The sequence below is a fragment of the Lactobacillus kefiranofaciens genome (assembly GCF_900103655.1).
In the GTDB taxonomy this organism is placed as follows: Bacteria; Bacillota; Bacilli; order Lactobacillales; family Lactobacillaceae; genus Lactobacillus; species Lactobacillus kefiranofaciens.
The window spans coordinates 171,799-191,574 of sequence record NZ_FMXC01000001.1; the positions used below are offsets into that span (position 1 = coordinate 171,799).

21 protein-coding genes and 1 pseudogene are annotated in these 19,776 nt (G+C 35.4%); 14 read left to right on the forward strand and 8 right to left on the reverse strand.

Annotation, left to right across the window (positions count from 1 at the left end):
• Window positions 1–3: 3 nt before the first annotated feature.
• Complete coding sequence (gene dnaG / locus BLP58_RS00860) at window positions 4–1,818, forward strand: DNA primase (RefSeq protein ID WP_013853979.1); 1,815 nt, start codon at window positions 4–6, stop codon at window positions 1,816–1,818.
• A 15-nt stretch (window positions 1,819–1,833) separates the two neighbouring features.
• Window positions 1,834–2,946: an RNA polymerase sigma factor RpoD gene (rpoD, locus tag BLP58_RS00865; RefSeq protein ID WP_013853980.1), complete on the forward strand. Its 1,113-nt coding sequence runs from the start codon at window positions 1,834–1,836 to the stop codon at window positions 2,944–2,946.
• Between the two features lie 49 nt (window positions 2,947–2,995).
• Here the strand turns inward: rpoD and BLP58_RS00870 are convergent, their stop codons facing one another.
• Window positions 2,996–3,667 carry a M23 family metallopeptidase gene (locus BLP58_RS00870; RefSeq protein ID WP_013853981.1) on the reverse strand — a complete coding sequence of 224 codons (672 nt, stop codon included), beginning with the start codon at window positions 3,665–3,667 and terminating at the stop codon, window positions 2,996–2,998.
• Entirely contained in the window at window positions 3,667–4,107 is a 441-nt protein-coding gene (locus tag BLP58_RS00875) for an 8-oxo-dGTP diphosphatase (protein WP_013853982.1), read from the reverse strand. Before BLP58_RS00875 ends, BLP58_RS00870 begins: the two co-directional genes overlap by 1 nt.
• A gap of 103 nt (window positions 4,108–4,210) precedes the next feature.
• Here BLP58_RS00875 and BLP58_RS00880 point away from each other — a divergent pair, with 103 nt between their 5' ends.
• From BLP58_RS00880 to BLP58_RS00915, 8 genes and pseudogenes are all read left to right on the forward strand, one after another.
• Window positions 4,211–4,897, forward strand: a complete 687-nt coding sequence (locus BLP58_RS00880) for a tRNA (adenine(22)-N(1))-methyltransferase (protein WP_013853983.1) — start codon at window positions 4,211–4,213, stop codon at window positions 4,895–4,897.
• Window positions 4,890–5,687, forward strand: a complete 798-nt coding sequence (locus BLP58_RS00885) for a Nif3-like dinuclear metal center hexameric protein (protein WP_013853984.1) — start codon at window positions 4,890–4,892, stop codon at window positions 5,685–5,687. Before BLP58_RS00880 ends, BLP58_RS00885 begins: the two co-directional genes overlap by 8 nt.
• 20 nt (window positions 5,688–5,707) lie before the next feature.
• Window positions 5,708–6,950 (forward strand): annotated as a pseudogene (pepT, locus tag BLP58_RS00890) (peptidase T).
• Between the two features lie 305 nt (window positions 6,951–7,255).
• Entirely contained in the window at window positions 7,256–7,627 is a 372-nt protein-coding gene (locus tag BLP58_RS00895) for a GntR family transcriptional regulator (RefSeq protein ID WP_013853985.1), read from the forward strand.
• On the forward strand, window positions 7,620–8,327 hold the full coding sequence (locus BLP58_RS00900; RefSeq protein WP_013853986.1) for an ABC transporter ATP-binding protein: 708 nt from the start codon (window positions 7,620–7,622) through the stop codon (window positions 8,325–8,327). Before BLP58_RS00895 ends, BLP58_RS00900 begins: the two co-directional genes overlap by 8 nt.
• Window positions 8,327–9,157, forward strand: a complete 831-nt coding sequence (locus BLP58_RS00905; RefSeq protein WP_013853987.1) for a hypothetical protein — start codon at window positions 8,327–8,329, stop codon at window positions 9,155–9,157. Before BLP58_RS00900 ends, BLP58_RS00905 begins: the two co-directional genes overlap by 1 nt.
• A gap of 9 nt (window positions 9,158–9,166) precedes the next feature.
• Window positions 9,167–10,009 (forward strand): hypothetical protein, encoded by an 843-nt coding sequence (locus tag BLP58_RS00910; protein ID WP_013853988.1) that lies wholly within the window; start codon window positions 9,167–9,169, stop codon window positions 10,007–10,009.
• A 15-nt stretch (window positions 10,010–10,024) separates the two neighbouring features.
• Window positions 10,025–10,852 carry a hypothetical protein gene (locus BLP58_RS00915; protein WP_013853989.1) on the forward strand — a complete coding sequence of 276 codons (828 nt, stop codon included), beginning with the start codon at window positions 10,025–10,027 and terminating at the stop codon, window positions 10,850–10,852.
• Between the two features lie 57 nt (window positions 10,853–10,909).
• Here BLP58_RS00915 and BLP58_RS00920 read toward each other — a convergent pair whose 3' ends face one another.
• Window positions 10,910–11,098, reverse strand: coding sequence for an LBP_cg2779 family protein (locus BLP58_RS00920; RefSeq protein ID WP_013853990.1), 189 nt, complete (start codon window positions 11,096–11,098; stop codon window positions 10,910–10,912).
• A gap of 72 nt (window positions 11,099–11,170) precedes the next feature.
• Window positions 11,171–11,740: a signal peptidase I gene (lepB, locus tag BLP58_RS00925; protein ID WP_013853991.1), complete on the reverse strand. Its 570-nt coding sequence runs from the start codon at window positions 11,738–11,740 to the stop codon at window positions 11,171–11,173.
• Window positions 11,741–11,823: 83 nt separating this feature from the next.
• On the opposite strand from lepB, the gene BLP58_RS00930 reads away from it, so the two are divergent.
• Genes BLP58_RS00930 through BLP58_RS00945 form a run of 4 tightly spaced genes read left to right on the forward strand, consistent with a single transcriptional unit; the run spans window position 11,824 to window position 15,691 of the window.
• Window positions 11,824–12,576: an SAM-dependent methyltransferase gene (locus BLP58_RS00930; RefSeq protein ID WP_013853992.1), complete on the forward strand. Its 753-nt coding sequence runs from the start codon at window positions 11,824–11,826 to the stop codon at window positions 12,574–12,576.
• Window positions 12,566–13,543, forward strand: a complete 978-nt coding sequence (locus BLP58_RS00935; RefSeq protein WP_056941203.1) for an ABC transporter permease — start codon at window positions 12,566–12,568, stop codon at window positions 13,541–13,543. The genes BLP58_RS00930 and BLP58_RS00935 overlap by 11 nt, the downstream gene beginning before the upstream one ends.
• The gene (locus tag BLP58_RS00940) at window positions 13,524–14,906 is read left to right on the forward strand and encodes an RsmB/NOP family class I SAM-dependent RNA methyltransferase (protein ID WP_013853994.1); all 1,383 of its coding nucleotides are present in this window, start codon (window positions 13,524–13,526) and stop codon (window positions 14,904–14,906) included. Before BLP58_RS00935 ends, BLP58_RS00940 begins: the two co-directional genes overlap by 20 nt.
• Window positions 14,903–15,691: a Cof-type HAD-IIB family hydrolase gene (locus BLP58_RS00945; RefSeq protein WP_013853995.1), complete on the forward strand. Its 789-nt coding sequence runs from the start codon at window positions 14,903–14,905 to the stop codon at window positions 15,689–15,691. The genes BLP58_RS00940 and BLP58_RS00945 overlap by 4 nt, the downstream gene beginning before the upstream one ends.
• 41 nt (window positions 15,692–15,732) lie before the next feature.
• On the opposite strand, the gene fni is transcribed toward BLP58_RS00945, so the two are convergent.
• Genes fni through mvk form a run of 4 tightly spaced genes read right to left on the reverse strand, consistent with a single transcriptional unit; the run spans window position 15,733 to window position 19,764 of the window.
• On the reverse strand, window positions 15,733–16,749 hold the full coding sequence (gene fni / locus BLP58_RS00950; protein ID WP_013853996.1) for a type 2 isopentenyl-diphosphate Delta-isomerase: 1,017 nt from the start codon (window positions 16,747–16,749) through the stop codon (window positions 15,733–15,735).
• Between the two features lie 13 nt (window positions 16,750–16,762).
• A complete protein-coding gene (locus tag BLP58_RS00955) occupies window positions 16,763–17,845 on the reverse strand; it encodes a phosphomevalonate kinase (protein WP_013853997.1) in 1,083 nt (360 codons plus the stop codon).
• A 42-nt stretch (window positions 17,846–17,887) separates the two neighbouring features.
• Entirely contained in the window at window positions 17,888–18,850 is a 963-nt protein-coding gene (gene mvaD, locus BLP58_RS00960; protein ID WP_013853998.1) for a diphosphomevalonate decarboxylase, read from the reverse strand.
• A 5-nt stretch (window positions 18,851–18,855) separates the two neighbouring features.
• Entirely contained in the window at window positions 18,856–19,764 is a 909-nt protein-coding gene (gene mvk, locus BLP58_RS00965; RefSeq protein WP_013853999.1) for a mevalonate kinase, read from the reverse strand.
• Window positions 19,765–19,776 lie beyond the last annotated feature (12 nt).

The window sequence follows — 19,776 nt, forward strand, 5'->3', positions numbered from 1 at the left end:
CATGTGGCTGGACGAATTCCGGAGGATTTTATTTCTGAAGTTCGCAGTAACGTCAATATTGTCGATGTGATCAGCCAATACGTTTCACTTGAAAAGAAAGGCAAAGACTATATTGGTCTTTGCCCTTTTCATCAAGAAAAAACGCCATCGTTTACTGTAAATGAAGACCGGCAATTTTTTAAATGCTTTGGTTGTGGTAAAGGCGGCAATGTTTTTAAATTCCTAATGTATAAGGATGGGTTAACTTTTCCTGAGAGCGTTCAACGAGTTGCAGAATTCGCACATATTCCAATGCCAGCAGGATTTGGTGATAATCCAGTTAGTGGCAAGCTTAGCCCTTTGTTGAAAATTCAGCAAGAAGCGGTTGATTTTTATCACCGAGTATTACTAACTACTAAAGCTGGAGAAAGAGGAATGCAATATGCTCAAAAACGTGAATTAAATAATGACATTTTAGAGCATTTTAAAATAGGTTACGCTCCTAAGGAAGACAACGTTTTAATCACCTACTTGCGTGGAAAAGGTTATCAAGATGATGATTTGGCGGAAAGTGGTTTGTTTGTTCAAGCTAAAGATGGTCGCCTGTTTGATCGTTTTCGCGATCGATTGATGTTTCCATTGGACAATGAGCATGGTAGAACCATTGGTTTTTCTGGACGTCGAATTTCAAATGATAAATCTGAAGCTAAGTATATGAATAGTCCTGAGACCCCTATTTTTACTAAATCTAAGGTATTATTTCATTTTGCGGAAGCTCGAAAGGCAGCGCGTAGTGAAGGACACCTTGTTCTTTATGAAGGTTATATGGACGTTATTGCTGCATATAAAGCGGGTATTAAAGCAGGTATTGCATCCATGGGTACAAGTTTAACTGATGATCAAGTTTATATGCTTAGAAGAATTACGCCTAATATTATTGTTAATTATGATGGTGATGACCCAGGTGTCCATGCAGAAGAGCGTGCGGCTAGAATGTTCAATAAGGATGGTAATTTCAATTTAGGAATTGTTGTTTTACCAGAAAATCTTGACCCTGATGAATATGTTAAAAAGTACGGGACTAAGAAATATCAAGAAGAAGTAAGTGGTGCCTTAACACCGACTGACTTTTTCTTAAAGAGGTTAGCACAAAAATATAATCTCGATAATGATCGTGAAAAAATTACTTATTTGGCTGAAGCGATTAAAGAAATTAGTCAGGTACGAAATCCTGTTGAACAGGATATGTATGTTGAAAGGTTAGCTAGATCTGCTGGCGTTTCAATTGATTCATTAAAGGCGAATTTAGCGCGTGAGCGAAGACGTAATAATCGAGCGCGTAATCATATAAGACGTAACTATTCAGATGAGTTAGTCGATAATACACCACCTATTTCTGAAAAATTAACTACACCGCAAACTGAAGCAAATAAACATCCAAGTCAAACTCGTTTATTATATTTTTTTATTCATTCAACAAGCGCACAAAAGTATTTATTAGAGCATGATTTTCATTTCCCTAATGATAATTTTGAAAGTTTAGCTCAACTTTGGTTAAAATATCAAGAAACTCATGATAATTTACAAATTGCCGGTTTCTTAGATTTTATTCCAGACCAACTTCAAGGTATAATAGTAGATGCTGAAGCAACACATATACCAAAAGATTGTACAGTTCAAGAAATCAATGAGTATATCAGAGCTATTCAAACACGCAGCATTTATTCCAAGCTGAATGAGCTCCAAAATCAATTACAGGATGCCAAGCGCAAACAGGATGGACTTGAAATAATAAAGATTACTCAAAAGATTATTGAGTTGAAGAGAATCTTAGGTTAATAAGGAGGCTTTTTAGTGGCAGAAAAGGGAACTACACAAAAACTATCTTTGAATAAGATGGTTAAAAAAGTTGTAAAAGACGTTAAAAAGGACAAGTCAATTACTGAAAAGGATTTCACTGCTCGTCTGATTAAGCCGTATAACTTACAAGGTAAGGCTGTTGATCAACTGGTTCAAGAGTTTGAAGATAACAGAATCAGTATTGTTGACGAGAAAGGTGAACCTTCGAAGTTAGCCTTAAAGAAACAAAAAGATGTTGAAAAAGAAGAATTAAAGGATATGTCTGCTCCTTCAAGCGTTCGAATGAATGATCCCGTTCGGATGTACTTGAAGGAAATTGGACGTGTACCTCTACTTACAGCTGATCAAGAAATTTCGCTTGCTAAAAGAATTGAAAACGGAGATGAAGAAGCTAAGCAAGAATTAGCTGAAGCTAACCTTCGTTTAGTAGTTTCTATTGCTAAGCGTTATGTAGGTCGTGGGATGTCTTTTCTTGATTTAATTCAAGAAGGTAACATGGGGTTGATGAAGGCGGTAGATAAATTTGACTATCGTCTTGGCTTTAAATTCTCAACTTATGCAACTTGGTGGATTAGACAGGCTATTACTCGTGCAATTGCCGATCAAGCTCGTACGATTAGAATCCCTGTTCACATGGTAGAAACCATTAATAAGTTGATCAGAATTCAACGTCAATTGTTGCAAGATTTGGGTCGTGAACCAACTCCAGAGGAAATTGGTGCTGAAATGAATATGCCAACTAATAAAGTGCGGGATATTTTAAAGATTGCACAAGAACCTGTTTCCTTGGAGACCCCTATTGGTGAAGAAGATGATTCTCACTTAGGAGACTTTATCGAAGATAAGGAAGCAACTAGTCCAGAGCAACATGCTTCTTATGAGATGTTGAAAGAGCAACTAGAGCAAGTACTTGAGACTTTAACTGACCGTGAAGAAAATGTCTTACGTTTGCGTTTTGGTCTAGATGATGGTCGTACTCGTACTTTGGAAGAAGTGGGTAAGGTATTTGGCGTAACGCGTGAACGTATTCGTCAGATTGAAGCTAAGGCATTACGTAAATTGCGTCATCCGAGTCGTTCGAGTCAATTACATGATTTTATGGATTAATTTTCAATATACTAAAAGAGCTAAGCATAAGTTTGCCTAGCTCTTTTTCTTATTGAATTGGGTCTTTACCAGCTTTACGCAAATCATTTTCAATAATCTTCATTGGATTAAGCCAAGTGCCATTATCTTTCCAATAATATTTGCATGGAGTATGATCGTGTTTCTTATCAATGTAGTCTTTATCAGTTTTGGTAATCCCTAGATGAATGTGTGAGCCTGTAAGTTTACCAATCTTTTGACCTAACTTAACTTTTTGACCTTTTTTAACATAAATATCCGTAATACTCAGAAAGCCTTCTTGATAAATTTCAACGTAGCCATCATCAGAAATTACCCAAACGTATAGGCCTAAACTGGGAGCGTATTTTACTCGGTGGACTGTCCCAGCGTGAACGGCATAAACTGTAGAGTGGCCAACTTCACTAAAACCGAGGTCATAGCCGTCATGAAAATAGCTCTTGGTGGGATAGTAACGTCTAATAACGTCTGTTTGACCAAATTTTTGTCCAGATTTAAATTTGATCTTTTTTTCATATAAACGTTTGAAAGGATAGCCCCAAGTCACCTGGTGGATTTCCCTTTTCTTAGTTTTTTTCTTTTTGACTACATGCGTCTGTGTTCTGGCAGAATTTAAATCAATGTGCCATAAGGGAATTGACGCAAAGAGGATAATGGCAATTAATGCAATACATAGTGATAGTTTGCTTTCTGCTTTTTTCATTAAAATAATTCATCTCGTTTTCCGTCAAGCATGTGCTCACTAATACTAGAATTAAAAAAGACAGGTAAATCATGATCAAAATTATATGCTAATTGATGATGCTTTAATTCATCTTGCGTCATCCAATTTAGTTTACCTTCGTTCGATTCTTTTATTTTACCAGTAAAATGAGTTGCAATATAAAAGAAAACTAGATAGCGTTGATCATTTCGATCATAGAATTGTTTAATTCCTACAAGTTTAGGTTTAGTAATATCTAATCCAGTTTCCTCTTTAACTTCTCGAATGACTGAATCATTGAAAGATTCGTAGGCTTCTACATGCCCGCCAGGGAAGGTAAGTCCTGGCCAAATCGGATCAGTTCGATTGAGAACTAAGATTTTATCCCTTTTTTTAATCATACACATATTAGTTAAAGTTACAGGTTCAGTTCTACTCATAAAAATAAAAACCTACTTTCTGTGACGATTATAGCAAATAGTGACCAAATAAACCTGAAAAAATGCTAAAATTTGATTAAACCTACTCTTATTTGGAGGCAAAATGAACTTAAGATTAAATACTTTGGCAAAGATGGTTGATCCTAACAGTCGTCTGGCGGATATTGGAACAGACCATGCTTATTTGCCGATTGAATTAGTTAAAAATGGTAAAATTCAGTATGCGATTGCGAGTGATATCGCGCCTGGACCACTTGAAAATGCTAAGACAGACATAGCTGAAGCGGGTTTAACTAGTCAAATTGAAACGCGTTTAGGTAGCGGGTTAGAAACGGTTAAGCATGTTGATCAAATTGATACTGTTGTAATTGCTGGCATGGGTGGTAAACTAATGACTAATATTCTTGATGCTGCATGGAATCGGGATTATCATTTTAAGACCCTGGTGTTAGAGCCCAATATTGGGGAAGCAGGTGTACGTAATTGGCTGATGATGCACAATTATCAGATAGTTGATGAAAAACTAATCGCTGAAGCCGGCCATACCTATGAATTAATCAAAGCCAGATTAACTGAGGATAGACATAACTTGACTGAAAAGGAAATTTTCTTTGGCCCGTTAATTTTACGAGCAAAGAATCCTGTTTTTTATCAAAAATGGCAGGGTCAATTGGCTTATAATCAAAAATTATTGCAAAATTTGAATAAAGCTAGAAAAAAAGATGAAAACCGTATTAATGAGGTTGAGCATCATATTGAATTAATTCAAGAGGAAATTAATAATGACTAAAGTAAAAGATATCGTAACACGTTTAAGAGAAGACTTCCCTGAGGAGATTGCTTCACAAGGTGATCCTGTAGGGATGCAAATTGGCTCAATGGAAGCAGATGTAGCTAAGGTTATGACAACTTTGGATGTTCGCCCACAAGTAGTCGATGAGGCAGTAGAAAAAGGAGTTAACTTCATTGTTAGTCATCATCCCGTAATGTTTCGTCCAGCTCATAATTTAGACTTTGCTAATCCGCAAAATGCAATGTATGGCGCTATTATTAAAAATGGCATTACTGTTTATTCTATCCATACCAATTCTGACAAAGCACAAGACGGTTCTGCCGATTGGCAAGCCGAAGAATTAGGTTTACAAGATGTTGAACCATTTTGCTTAGATGATGATGGCATTGCGATGGGACGAAAGGGCAAGTTGCCTAAGACAATGTCCGCATATGATTTTGCTTATTATGTTAAAGAAAAGATGGGCATTAGGATGGCACGTTTAATTACAGCAGATAATGATAAGCAAATTTCTACTGTTGGTTTTATCTGCGGTGATGGCGGCAAGTATTGGACTAGAGCCTTAGATGATAAGCTTGATGCCTTTATTACAGGCGATGTTTATTACCATGTTGGTCATGACATGATTTCTTCAGGACTTACAGTAGTTGATCCAGGTCACTATACTGAAAAGTTATTTAAATATAAGGTTTATGACCGTCTTAAAAAATGGAATAAAGAGAATAACTGGAATGTTGGGGTTGAATTATCAGAGGTTTCAACTAATCCATTTCAAGATTTGTCCTAAATTAGAAAGGAAAAATATCCATGGAATACCCAAATTTATTACCAAGATTTCTAAAATACGTTAAGGTCAACTCACGTTCAGATGAACATTCAGATCGTTTTCCGTCTACTGAAAGAGAAGAAAACTTTCAAAAGAATATCATTATGAAAGATTTGGAAGAACTAAGTTTAAGTGATATTCACTACAATCAAAAAGCTGGTAGCTTGATTGCTGAAATTCCTGCTAACGTTGATTATGATGTGCCCGTAATGGGCTTTTTAGCACATTGTGATACTGCTGATTTTAATTCAGAGAATGTTAAGCCACAAGTTCATGAAAATTATGATGGTGAAAGCAAGATTCAATTAGGTGATTCAGAATTTTATTTAGATCCCGCAGTCTTTCCAAATTTGAAGAATTACAAAGGCCAAACAATTATTACTGCTTCAGGTGATACTTTGCTTAGTGGGGATGACAAATGTGGCATTTCAGAGTTAATGACTTTTGCGGAATATTTGATGAATCATCCAGAAGTTAAGCATGGTAAGATTCGTTTAGCTTTTACGCCTGATGAAGAAATCGGTACCGGTGCAGAACACTTTGACGTTAAAGACTTTGGCGCTGACTTTGCCTTTACTGTAGACGGCGAAGCTCCAGGAAAACTTGATTGGGGGACTTTCTCTGCTGCCCAATTTAATCTTGATATTCAGGGGGTTAACGTTCACCCAGCTGTTGCTAAAGGCCAAATGATCAATGCCATTCAAGTTGGGATCGATTTTCATAATCAATTGCCTGAACATGATCGTCCAGAGCATACTGAAGGACGTGAAGGTTTCTCCCATCTGTCACACTTTGATGGTACAGTTGATCATGCGCACTTGGATTATATCATTCGTGATTTTGAAAGAGATGGCTTAGAAGAGCGGAAGAATTTAGTTAAATCAATCGTTAAAAAGATGAACGATGAGTTCGGCACTGAACGCATTACCCTTAAGATGAATGACCAATACTACAATATGGCCGATGAATTAAAGAAGCATATGGATATTGTCGACTTGGCTAGGGAATGCATATAAGGCTGAAGGGCTTAAAGTTAATGAAGATCCTGTTCGTGGTGGTACAGATGGTTCACAATTGACTTATATGGGACTTCCTTGTCCAAATATTTTTGCTGGTGAAGAAAATATGCATGGACGCTATGAATATGCTGTACTGGAATCGATGTGGAAAACCGTTGATGTCATGCTTAAAATGGCTGAATTAAATGCTGAAAGAGCCAAGTAGTGAAACAAAATTTTAAAATACTATAAAAATATAGAGTTTTATCATTAGTCAAGAAGCTTTAATATCAGTATCTTAATCTTGCTTTTTAGTCAACTCAAAGTTATACACTAATACTATTTCTACTAATAAATAAGCGATAGATCTTGTTATAAAAAGATTCATCGCTTATTTTTTATTTAAATTAATTGATTTTCATAAGTGTGAAACAAATTATTTTTAATAAGACTTGAAAAACGATTTAAAACTAGGTAATATTATTAGTGTAATAGAGAAATAATACAGTATTAAATACAGAAGGTGAGTAAATGGAATTTAAGGACAACATTCCCATTTATTTTCAAATTGAGCAATATCTTTACCGTCAGATTGCCATGGGCAAATTAAAGGCAGGCGAGAAGATACCCTCAGTTAGAAAACTAGCTTTAGAGTTAACTGTGAATGTCAATACAGTTCAGCGGGCTTTGCAGGAAATGAATGCGCAGCAGATTTTGTACACAAAACGTGGTGAGGGTAATTTTGTTACTGAAGATACAGAACTGTTAGCTAAGACGAAGCAATCGCTGATTGATAATGAGCTGGATGAATTTGTACAAAATATGGAGAAGTTAGGAGTTAAAAGACAGAATTTAGCTTCCACTCTCGAGGATTATTTAAAACGGAGTAAGGATCATGAGTAAATTACTAACTGTTAAGGATTTAACTTATAAGAAAAATCAAAAGACAATTTTAAAAGATGTGAATTTGAACCTGACTTCTGGCAAAATTGTTGCTTTGCTCGGTGAAAACGGAGCAGGTAAGACTACACTGATGCGAATTATCGCCGGTGTAGCTAAAAATTATAAGGGTACCGTTAACTTAGAAGGTGCTACTAAAGAGGACGAGAGAAAGGCAAAATTGTCCTTTACAGATGGGTTAACAGGCTTTAGTGACTCAACTAAAATTAAAGAAGTAGACAGATTTTATGCTACTATTTTCCAAGATTTCGATGAAAATGAATTTACAGAATTACGTAAATTCATGCATCTTGATCCTGAAATGAAACTTAGTCAGTTGTCACGTGGGATGCGAGAAAAGCTGATTATTGCCTTGACCTTTGCTCGTAAAACCGATTTGTATTTGCTTGATGAGCCGTTTGGCGGTATTGATGCAATGGCCCGCAAGAAGATTATTAATTCAATTATTTTATGGAAAGATGAAAAATCTACAATTTTGATTTCAGACCACTTTGTTAACGAAATTTCATCTTTGCTTGATGAAGTAGTAATTGTTAAAGACCATACAGTTTTAGAGCATAAATCCGCTGAAGATGTTCGTCAAAATCACAAGACCATTGAAGAATACTACGAAAGTTTTTATACAGATGAGGATGATGAATAATGACTAGTTTCAATACATTGTTCAATCGGATGTTTCAAGAAAAAAGCAGGACGGTTTATTTAATTTTCTTGATTCAGGTTTTTGCTAGTTTCTGTTTTACAATCTTTGCTGCTTTTTCTCTTCATGGTGACTTTAATGTTGTTAATGATACAGCTAAAGAAGCAATTAACCCCATCATCGGTTCTCTAGCAATTTTTGCGTCAATAGTCTTGGTAACATCGTTTCCTGCTAATTTCATCTATTGGATTGTTTCATCAATCAGAAATGAAAAAATCAATCGCAGTCAAACTTGGCGTTTAATTCCAATTAGCGATACCAAGTTCTTACTAAGCAATTTTGGTACAGCTTTCTTGTCATATATTTGGCTTGAAATTCTGGAATTTGTGATTGTTGCAATTACGGCTCTACCGCTATTCTTATCTAGTGGTGAGATAAAGACTGCCTTAGGACACGCAAATTGGAAAATTGATGCTCAGAGTTGTTGGCAAATGCTGGGTGCATTAGTGCTAATTATTTTGTTAGGCTATGCCTGGTATGCAATTGTTAGTTTACTCAATTTAAGCAGCCGCAGCATTATTGATTTTTTGCCTAATGGTTCCAACAAGTTTTTAATCTTTGTGGTTAGAGTAATTACCATCGTTGTAGTTATTTGGCTTTTAGGCTATGCAGGTAATGCACTTATCGGTGCTACTAATCAAATTTTATCACTTAATATTAGTGAAAATATGGGAATGGGCCCGGTATTAATTCAATTCTTAGTGTTTGATGCAGTGCTAACTTTAATTGATATCTTTTTATTAAATAAATTTGTAGAAGCTAAGCAGAATTAGGAGGTTTATATGACAGGTTTTAAGCCTTTATTTAAGCAAATGTTTTTACAAAAAGTTCGCTATGCTCACCTAGTTTTACTAGTACAGACTTTTGCCGTTTTGTTCATGACGATCATTAGCTGGTTAACCAACGATGAAGGAAATATTTTTATCTTTTTCTATAATCCACGAGATTATAATCTTTTTGATCTTATTCTGGGATTAGGCTGGGTAACAACAATTTTTGCGGATATTGTTTTTGTAGCCTTATTGTGTTGGCAAAATGAGAAGATTAATCTAAGTCAGACTTGGCGGTTAGTTCCAGTTTCTAGCATTAAAATGTGGTTAATTAATATCTTTTCTAGCTTAATCCAATGTGTTTATATTTTTGTAATTCAATTAGCTATTGGCTTTGTTGTTTTATTATTAGATTTTCTCAGTTCACATGAGAATTTAGCTCCAGAAATTAAAAGCTTTTTCGGACTCTCAAGAGGCTATTCTTGGTCCGATTTTTGGCCATTTTTAGAGTTTCTCTTATATCTAGTTGGAATTTGTTTGATTATCTTTACTTTTGTCAGCTTTGCCGATTTATTAACTAGAACAATTACCGATCAGTTACCTGGTAAGAATACTACAGGAATAAAGATCTTAGTAATGGCAATCTTAGTAATCGTTGCTGTAATTATTGCTTTCAGATTTAATGATCAAATGACCGTGATGTATATTCGTCACGCTATGAAAAACGGCAATGAGGGATATGTAGATATTATTGCAATCGCAATTGCGGAATTCTTCGGTGGATCAGTTTTATTAGGGATCATCGATTCATATTTAATGCATAAATTTGTTGAACCGAGAATGGTTAACCGTTAAAAAGGGGATGATAATTTGACTAACTTTGGACAGTTATTTAAGCAAATGTGGAGTCAAAAGTGGAAGTATTTATATCTAATTTTTTTGATTAATCTTTTCGCAGTAGTTTTTATTTCTGTATTTGCTTTAATTACTAAGAATTATAATTTATTTTTCTTTTATTCTACTGATCATGATTTAGGTCATTTTTGGCAAAGCAACTTCATCAATCTGACAATGCTATTTGATCTGGCTTTTTGTGCAACGATGTGTTGGCAAAATGAGAAGATTAACACTAGTCAGACTCGGCATTTAATTCCGGTTGATGATCGTAAGATTTATATAGCCAATATTACCAGTAGCTTAATAGCTTGTGGGGTTTTCTTTTTCTTGCAGCAAGTAGTAAACACTATCTTGCTTATTCCGACTCAAGGGATGCAAAGTTTAGCCTATGTTTTCCAAGGATTTGGCTTGTATCCTAGAACGTTTCCTGGCATAACTAATTCTTCTCAGACTTCGTTTATTTTCTATTGGTTCTTCATCGTCTTGATAATCCTATCAATTTATTTCTTTGTGAGCTTGATTAATTTTGTTTCCAAGATCATTTCTGATGAACTGCCGTTCAAAAGTACTTTATGGATTAGATTATTGATCATTGCGGTTTTAGTTATTACTGGTGTTTATCTCGCTTCAATTATTTTGCCTCATTTAGAGAATTTTATTGATGCAAAGCAACGAACTTTACAGATATATGATCCGGTCTGGCTAGATGATATTTTCCTTGTAGGAATTAATATCATAGTCGGCTTGCTTGATCTATGGCTAGTTAAAAAATGGATTGAACCTAAAATTGTGAATAGATAATACAAAAGGCTTCATCCCAATTAAGGGATGAAGCCTTTTTCAAAACTAAATTATCAATTAAGCATTAGTTGACATGTAATCGTAAAGTTGGTTGACCTCTTCATTAGTGAATTCACCTTCACCAGTTTTCATTGCATGAACCTTTTCAACTGAAAGGTGACTAGCGAAAGCCAAGTTGGTATCATTTACATGATGCTTAACTTGAAAATCAATAATTGCATCAGACAATTCTTCTTGCTCATTCATAATAATTTCTCCTTACACTTTAATTTTAAATCAAAACAGTGCCAAAAATAAAATTTTTAACTGTTTAATTTGTTAAAATGTTTTCCATTGATTGAATGGCCAATAACGGAAGACAACTCGTCCAATTAACGCCTTACGCTTAACAAAGCCAAAGTAGCGAGAATCCTTAGATACGTCTCTATGGTCACCCATGACAAAGTATTCATTCTTGGGTACTCGCTCTTTTAGGGTGAAATTATTAGTGTAAAGTTCGCCTAATTTATGTGCTTGTTTTTCGTAGCGATTGTTCAAATAAGGTTCTGCGATTTGTTTATCATTAATGTAAAGCTTATCATCTTTAGAAGTAACCATATCGCCTGGGGTGCCGATTACTCGTTTAATATAGAGGGCACCTTTTTGATCTGGTGCTTTTAAAATTACGATATCATTTCGTTTAGGATCGAAATGGCGCACGGTAATTAAACGATCACCATTTTCAAAAGTTGGCTGCATCGAAGGACCTGAAACTGTTTCATTTGAAAGGAAAAAGCTAAAGACAAAATAGTAAATCCCCATCAAAACTGCAAACATAATAATGATATCAAGAACGAAGCGGCCTACGCTTTCTTCGTCTTCATTTTTCTTCTTGGTTTTTTCTGCCATAAAAAATCTCCTTTACTTGCTGTTTTTATTATAACTGATTTATCCGTCTTTGAATGGTAAAATCATTAGTAAGGTATCAAGATATGACAAAATTTTTAACAAAATTAACCAATTTAGACAAAAAAATTAGTGACCCATTGGTTCATAAACAAGTTGAAGAGATAACAAGGATAGATAATTATGTACAACAGGGTCGGCCGTTGCCTAGAGCACCACGCAGGCTAGGCTTATTACCAGATGAATTTGAAAACATTTTGGTTAAAACTGACGCCGCAAAAAAAGAAGAATTAACGGTTATGAATAATTTACTCAATAATTTTAGACAGTATTTATCCCTAAAGTATGGTATTTGGTCTGTAGCTAACTTAAAAACTGCTAAGTTGATTAAAGAAAAGCTAGAGGTAAATTCTGCTTTAGAGATTATGGCGGGTAATGCTTATTGGTCAAAGGCCTTAGCAGAGGTTGGCATTAACGTAATTAGTACTGATTCGCTAGAGTGGGCTAAAACTTCCACTACGGGAGCTCAACCATTTTATCCAGTAATTGATCTGCCAGCCCAAAATGCTGTTCAGCGTTATGCTAAGGTTGACTTGATTATTTGCTCCTGGTCGCCAAATTTTGGACATAGTGACTTGGATGCAATTCAGGCATGGAAAAAGTATAACCCTAGTAGTCATTTGCTTTTTATTGGCGAAAAGAATGGGGCTACTAATTCGCCGGCTTTTTGGCAGCGAAACCATTTTATTAAGAATGCTGCGTTAGCTGAAATTAATCAGTCTTTTCAAAGTTTTGATTTTATAAATGAACAGGTATTTGAAATAGATAATGAATTATAAAAAGATTTTATTATTGCTTTTACCCTTAATTGCCTTTTTAGGGATGGGAACGATGCTTTCTAATATTGAGTCTGGTTATGCTGACGAATTATTGGAAGCACATGGCTTAACCAACAATACACGTTTTTTTAGAACTGATAGTAGTCAGAGTATTAGTTCTTTTTTGCAATATTTGAATAAAAAATATCGCCATCATCAAATTCAATTACACTTTGATAATAATTATGAAAAAGATCAAGTTTTAGTATGGGCTAATCATTCAGTAAGAAGTTTGCCGACGGAAACTGGACGCTATTTCTCACCAGATGATTTTGAAGGGCATATATCTTTTGCCGTATTAGGACCGGCCACTAAGGTGGATTTGTTAAATGTTCAAAATAATAAATATATTGTTTTAGGCCAGAATTATTATTCAGTAATTGGCGAATTTAAGAATTATCCGCAAGTGAAAATGAATAAGTACTATCTAAGTACAGGAATTGATCAGCCTACAGCTAAAGGGCAATTAAAAGATTATCGCATTGTAGTCGATGGTACGCCTAATGTCATTAATAAGATTGCTAGACATTACAGAGCTAAAGTTCATATTCCTTCTTTTGTTCAAAAGCATCATAAAGCACGTTGGTCAGTTTTACCAGATATTTTGCTTTGCCTAGCTTGTTTATTATTTGGTGTAGTGGGGAACGTTTTACTAGCTATTGTAATTAAGCGTCAAGCCACTTTAACTCGCTTACACGGAGATTTATTACGCAATTGGGTAATTAATCGCAGCGTACGTTTAATAATGATAGAAGGCTTGTTAGCCTTATTAACGTATCTATTTTTTAGATGGCATGCCTTCTACTCAACTTATGGTTCATTAATTGCTGTGCTTATTTTGGGTTGGATTATTTGCGTGATTATGTTTGGGATTACGCTGTGGCACTCATTTAGAAAGGATAAAAAAGTTGTTGAAATTACCGACTAGTTTTAAGGATAAATATAATAAATTATTGGGAACTGAAAAAGCCCAGGACTTATTTAAAGCAATGAACGAGGACAGTAAAAAAGCATTTAGAGTTAATTCTTTAAAAGCTGAACAAGAGATTTCATATAATTTGACTCAACCTGTTCCTGATATTAGCAATGCATATTACGGTGAAGTTGCAGGTGAGGATCCCGAATGGGTAAGTGGCTATGTTTATTCTCAAGATCCGGCAGCAATGTTCCCGGCAGCAATTAGCGGCGTGAAACCAGGAGATAAAGTACTAGATCTGTGTGCGGCTCCAGGTGGTAAGACTACTGCGTTGGGAGAACAATTAAAAAATGAGGGTTTATTGGTTGCAAATGAGATTTCTGCTACGCGAAGCAAGGCATTAAGAGAAAATATTGAGCGTTGGGGTATTAGTAACACCTTAATTACTAATGAAAGTCTAGAACGCTTAGCGCCTGTTTTTCCAGAATTTTTTGATGTAATCTTGGTAGATGCACCATGTAGTGGTGAAGGAATGTTTAGAAAGAATCCTGACGCAATTGATTATTGGTCGCTAAATTATTTATTAACTTGTCAGCAACGCCAAAAAGATATCTTAGCAGAAGCGGTAAAAATGCTTATGCCGGGAGGCCGATTGGTTTATTCGACCTGTACTTTTTCGCCTGAAGAAGATGAACAAATTGTAAGTTGGCTGGTTGGTCAATATCATTTTTCTATTTTAAAGACAGGGATTAAAGACGAACGGATTAGTTTAGGTCATCCTGAATGGGCTGATGATAATCCAGAGTTAGTTAATACTTTGCGTTTTTGGCCTCAAGACGGGATAGGTGAGGGGCAGTTTGCGGCCGTTTTACAAAAATCAAATACAGCTAGTGTACCAAAAATTAAGAAAAAGCATCGCAAAAAGAAAGGAAACAGGGCTGCCACATGTTTAAGTCAAAATGAACAAGAATTGATAGCTAAAGTGCTAGATCATTATAGTTTACCAGTCGGATTAATTGATTGGCGTAAAAAAGCGTTGGTTAGAAAAGATCACGTTTTTGTCCCTGTCATTAGTTTACCGGTAAGAAGTGACCTTCATATTTTAAATAATGGAGTAGAGTTAGGGATTTTAAAGAAAAAGCGCTTTGAACCTAGTCATCAATTAGCGGAGGTGTTAGGCCAAATAAAACAGGAGCGAGTTGTAGACTTGTCAATAGAAGATTATCGAAAGTATCTACATGGCGAAACGGTTAAAGTTAAAAGTAAATTGCGGGGCTTTATTTTAGTTAGCTGTCAGCGGCTAATTTTTAGTTTTGGCAAAGTGGCTAACAACGAAGTTCTAAAGAATTTTTATCCTAAGGGGTTGAGAAAATGATTAAATTAATTGCTACAGATATGGATGGTACTTGGCTGACAGATGAAAAGCAGTATGATCGACAACTATTTTTGCGTGAATTTGAAGAAATGCAAAAACGCAATATTAAATTTGTTGTAGCTAGTGGAAATCAGTACGCCAATTTAATGACTCGTTTTCCCGAAGTATTAAACAAAATATATTTTATTGCGGAAAATGGAGCTCTGGTAGCAAAGGGTAAACAGATTTTGCATATTGATGCTTTAAGCCGAGAACTTTATCAAACGTTAATAAAGATCGCGTCGAATTATCATTATCCCGCAATTGTAATGGGTTTAGTTAGTGCTTATGTTAAAGATACCAATTCTAAAGCTTATATCAAAGAAATGAGAAAGTATGTTGAACATTTGGAATTAGTTAAATCTTTTGCCGAAATTAATGATCAGATTTTTAAGGTTAGCTTGACCGTACCCGAAAATAAAATGCTAACTATCTTGCAGGAACTACAAGAGAAATATCCTAATATTGGTTTTGTCTCTGGTGCCGCTGATTCGATTGATATGCAAACTAAAGGAATGAATAAGGCAGTAGGACTGGAATACTTAAGTAAAAAACTGGGTATTAAATCTACCGAAATGGTTGCTTTTGGTGATAGTGGCAATGATGTAGGGATGCTGAAGTATGCAGGTCGGAGTTTTGCAACCGGGACAGCTCTGGTTGAAGCAAAAAAAGCCGCAGATCAGATTATTGGTTCAAGCAATGAAAGTGCTGTTCAAAAAGAAATATTAAAGTTGTTAAATATCTAAAATTATGTAAAATAAAAAGCACTTTAAGTGCTTTTTAAATGTTAAATTAGTTGATCAATTTGATTCTTTAAAGAAAAATCATAATATTTTTTTATTTCAGTTAGGGAAGCTAAATCATGCTTCCCATAGATGGCAATTAAACCTGCTAAATCCTCTTTCCATGCTCTAATTAATTGTTGTAATCCAATTAGGCCGTGAAGGTTGAATTGCTGTAAAAAGACATTAGAAATTCCTACGTATTGTCCACCTAAGGTTAAAGCTTTTAAGATATCTAAGGGATTTCTTATTCCACCTGAGACGATAAAATTGACGTTTTCTTTTTTAGCCATTAATGCTGAAATGACAGTAGGTAAGCCTAAATTTTCGAGATAGGAAACATCGTGTTGATTGCGAGCATTTTCAATTTTGGCAAAATTAGTTCCACCGCTACCCGCAACATCAAAATAATCGATTCCTTCTCGTTTTAATAAATGAATGCTGTTTTGATCTAATCCCATTCCTACTTCTTTGATAATGATTGGCAGATCAACTGCTTGGCGGATTTCTTTAATATTATTTAACCAATAAAAATCACGATCACCTTCAGGCATAGCGATTTCTTGTACTGTGTTAAGATGGATTTGAAGTGCATCAACAGCCAAATCAGTAATAATCTTTTTAACTTCTGTAGCTGGTGTTTCTGGGTTAACATTAGCAATTAATATGCCGTCGGGATCTTCATTTCTAGCAATCGAAAAGCTGTCTAACTGCTCGCTTTCTTTAGTGAGAATGCTAGCTGAACCAAGTGCTAATGCAATTTGCTCTTTATTAGCGATTTGGGCCAAGGCTTGATTAATTGTCTTAGATTTTTTAGAACCACCGGTCATAGCATTGATAAAAAACGGTGCTGCAATGCTTTTGCTAAACATTTTGGTTTTTAGAACTCCTAAGTCAACTTTTTCTTCTGGTAAAGCAGGACGCAGTAAATGAAGTTGATCGAAGCTATTAAAATTTGATTTATTAAAAAACATCTGAGCTAAGTTCAGATGTTCTTCTTTTCTCTTAGATCTAATTGACATGCAAATGCTCCATTTAGTGGGTTAGGCTAATTTGGTGAATTTTGAAATTAAGAGGCAAGATATTGTTGTGACGCCACTCATTTCCTAAAGCATCCAAATCGGTTTCAGAATCAGTAATTACAATCCCACAATCGCCATTTCCAGCACCTGATGTCTTAGCAGCGCCACCATAGCTTTCGGCGATCTTGATTAATTTAGTCAAGCGAGGAATTTCGATGGCAATTTGATTAATTTTAGCAAAGTGTTGCAATAACTTGCGGTTAGCTCGAATTTGCTCTTTAATCATAGCAATATCATTCGCTTCAAAACCTGCGATCATTTTTAACACGCATGCTCTTGAAGCGGAGAGGAAATTCTTGTATTCTATATTTAATGCTGCCTTATTAGCATTGGTCTCATCAACTAAACGAGAAGTAGAAGCTGGTTTTTGGCTCCAGCCAATCATTAATTTCATATCTTTTGGCGGAGTGAGTAATTCGACTTTTAAGCCAGGCCATGCTTCGTTGACTACGTCAGATAAATTGTTAGTTTCTAACTGCAATTTGAGCCATTTTTTATCAAAGGTTTGGTAAGCTAGCCAACCACCATACACACTAGCTGCAACATCACCAGCTGAGCCATTACCTTGTACGGAGTAATGAGAGATGGCTGAAAGCTTATAGACTAATTCATTGCTCATCTTAACGCCATAAAAATGCAAGATTGCCTTAACTGTAGCAACCGTGACTGCGGCACTTGAGCCTAAGCCGAATTTTTTACCATCAGCTGAATCTAAGTCGGAGTTAACATGTAGGTCATAGACCTTCATCTTGATGCCTTGCTCAATACAATATTGTTCTGTAAAAGAAATTGCTGCCAAAATGTATTCAAAGGGATTATCACGATTATCGATTACCATCTTTGAGCCTTGACGAACCCAGTGAATAGAATCTTGCGAATACTGTCTAGAGTGAATTAAACCAGTTGACGTCTTACTTTTAGTAATAGAAACACGTACAAATTGATTAACTGCCACCAAAATAGCAGGACAATCCTGCTCTAAGACTGCATATTCTCCAGCAATGTATAATTTTCCAGGTGCTTTTTCTGTTATCAAAAGAACTAAATCCTCGAATCTAAATAACTTTCTTATTACAATTTAGTCCAAATAAGTAATTCCAGGACCAAAACTTGCATTCACTATCTTAACATTATTGAATTCTGACGAAAAGCGTTGAATAATATCTTTGACATTTCTTAATTGACTAAGTACTTTCAAATTAGGCCCAGCGTCAATAGTATAATAGCATTCGATACCTTCTTGTCGCAATTGCTCTACTAGTTTAATTGCTCGGATAGTTTCAGGTTCAAAATAAGTAAATTCTGGCTGAGCAGTTAAGTTAATGGCATGCATTTCGTTGGCGTTAAGTTCTGCTAATTCACCTAAAGTAGTAAAATCATTGTTTTTAATAGCATTAATCATTTGATTTAATTCGAATTCATTGCGTTTAAGCCAAGGCTTAAAGAAAGGCGATGATTGCGCATCTTGCATTCCACGAGTAGACGAAATTTTCTTCTGTTGAGTATTTAATTCAATTGCTAGAAGGCGTAAATCCATTTGAGGATGTTCATCGAGAGGATAAGCATAGGAACTTTCATCAGAGTTTCCTTTTTGCCAAATAGCAAAGCCACCGAAAATAGACCGGCTGGCTGATCCTGATCCTATTCTGGCTAAACGAGATAATTCTGTTGGATTTGCATTAATATCATAATATTTACAAAAAGCCGCAGCCAAAGCCGCAAAAGCTGAACTAGAGGAAGCAAGACCAGCGGCAGTAGGTACATGATTAATTGATTCAACAATTAGATGATCATTGATATCAAACTTTTGTTTGAGCAAACTCAGATAATTAAGAACCCTTCTGCTTTGCTGAGCGGTCTGTCGCTTTTTATTTAAATAAAAAATATCTTTGTCAATAGCCTTGGAAATAGAAGTATCAGTATAAAAGGCATTGAGAGTCATCGATAGACTAGACATTAAGGGCAGTCGTAGTTTAGCATCTGCTTTACCCCAATATTTGATTAAAGCAATATTCGTATGTGCACGTACTGTTTTTTTCATTGCCTTTATATCTCCTCTGTCCAAAAGTCACTAAATAAATCTTGACACGTAGTGGCAATTTTATTAGCAATATTTTTGTTTTTGCATAAAGCAATAGTAATGCCACCAAGACCGCCACCTGATAATTTAAAGCCCATAGCACCATTATTTAATGCGATTTTTTGTAATTGATCAATCTTAGCAGTTGAAAGGTTAAAGGAATGCAAAATAGTTTGAACTTCATTAAATATTTCCCCTACAGTTTTTACGTCATGCTTAATCCAAGCGCTTTTAGTAAGGTCGGCTAGTTTGCCAAGTCGTTGCATATCTTTTTTAGCTTTCTCAGAGCTATTGAATAACTCACGGACTTGAGTGACGGCTTCTTTAGTGTTACCCAACTGCCCCGTATCCATAATTAAAAGAGTAGCACCTAATTTAGCTTGTAAAGTTTTAGGTCCCATTTTTTTATTAAAAAATACTAGATAGTCAGAATGGACAGTAGCTGCATCCAGGCCAGAAGCTTTGCCATGATTAATCATTTCTGCATGATTAGTAATGTCCATAATTTCAGCTTCACTCAATTTTAGATCAAAAAATTGATTTAAGGCTTCAGTAGTACCTAATGCTACCGTAGCGCTTGAGCCAAAACCACGTTCCATTGGGATCTCACCTGTGTAGGTAATTTTTAGAGGCTGCTCATTATGAGCTTTTTCGCGCATAGTTTTTACAACATACTTAAGCCCATTATACTCATCTGGAGCAGCAAAATATGGGCCATGATAACGTGCTGTATCCATCCACATTTGGTCGTTATTTTCTACTGTCGTTTTGATATGCAGTGCTTTAATTGGCATAGCTAAGGCATCATAGCCATAAACAACGGAGTGTTCACCAACTAGAATAACTTTTCCATGAGCTAAATAACTACTTTTCATTTCTTTATTCAT

Excerpts from the sequence above, each read along its gene's own strand:
- BLP58_RS00875 (WP_013853982.1), bottom strand. The coding sequence starts at position 4,107 with ATGAGTAGAACTGAACCTGTAACTTTAACTAATATGTGTATGATTAAA.
- BLP58_RS00880 (WP_013853983.1), top strand. The coding sequence starts at position 4,211 with ATGAACTTAAGATTAAATACTTTGGCAAAGATGGTTGATCCTAACAGT.
- BLP58_RS00895 (WP_013853985.1), top strand. The coding sequence starts at position 7,256 with ATGGAATTTAAGGACAACATTCCCATTTATTTTCAAATTGAGCAATAT.
- fni (WP_013853996.1), bottom strand. The coding sequence starts at position 16,749 with ATGTCAATTAGATCTAAGAGAAAAGAAGAACATCTGAACTTAGCTCAG.
- BLP58_RS00905 (WP_013853987.1), top strand. The coding sequence starts at position 8,327 with ATGACTAGTTTCAATACATTGTTCAATCGGATGTTTCAAGAAAAAAGC.
- lepB (WP_013853991.1), bottom strand. The coding sequence starts at position 11,740 with ATGGCAGAAAAAACCAAGAAGAAAAATGAAGACGAAGAAAGCGTAGGC.
- BLP58_RS00885 (WP_013853984.1), top strand. The coding sequence starts at position 4,890 with ATGACTAAAGTAAAAGATATCGTAACACGTTTAAGAGAAGACTTCCCT.
- BLP58_RS00935 (WP_056941203.1), top strand. The coding sequence starts at position 12,566 with ATGAATTATAAAAAGATTTTATTATTGCTTTTACCCTTAATTGCCTTT.
- BLP58_RS00920 (WP_013853990.1), bottom strand. The coding sequence starts at position 11,098 with ATGAATGAGCAAGAAGAATTGTCTGATGCAATTATTGATTTTCAAGTT.
- mvk (WP_013853999.1), bottom strand. The coding sequence starts at position 19,764 with ATGAAAAGTAGTTATTTAGCTCATGGAAAAGTTATTCTAGTTGGTGAA.
- BLP58_RS00945 (WP_013853995.1), top strand. The coding sequence starts at position 14,903 with ATGATTAAATTAATTGCTACAGATATGGATGGTACTTGGCTGACAGAT.
- mvaD (WP_013853998.1), bottom strand. The coding sequence starts at position 18,850 with ATGAAAAAAACAGTACGTGCACATACGAATATTGCTTTAATCAAATAT.
- BLP58_RS00930 (WP_013853992.1), top strand. The coding sequence starts at position 11,824 with ATGACAAAATTTTTAACAAAATTAACCAATTTAGACAAAAAAATTAGT.
- BLP58_RS00870 (WP_013853981.1), bottom strand. The coding sequence starts at position 3,667 with ATGAAAAAAGCAGAAAGCAAACTATCACTATGTATTGCATTAATTGCC.
- BLP58_RS00900 (WP_013853986.1), top strand. The coding sequence starts at position 7,620 with ATGAGTAAATTACTAACTGTTAAGGATTTAACTTATAAGAAAAATCAA.
- BLP58_RS00910 (WP_013853988.1), top strand. The coding sequence starts at position 9,167 with ATGACAGGTTTTAAGCCTTTATTTAAGCAAATGTTTTTACAAAAAGTT.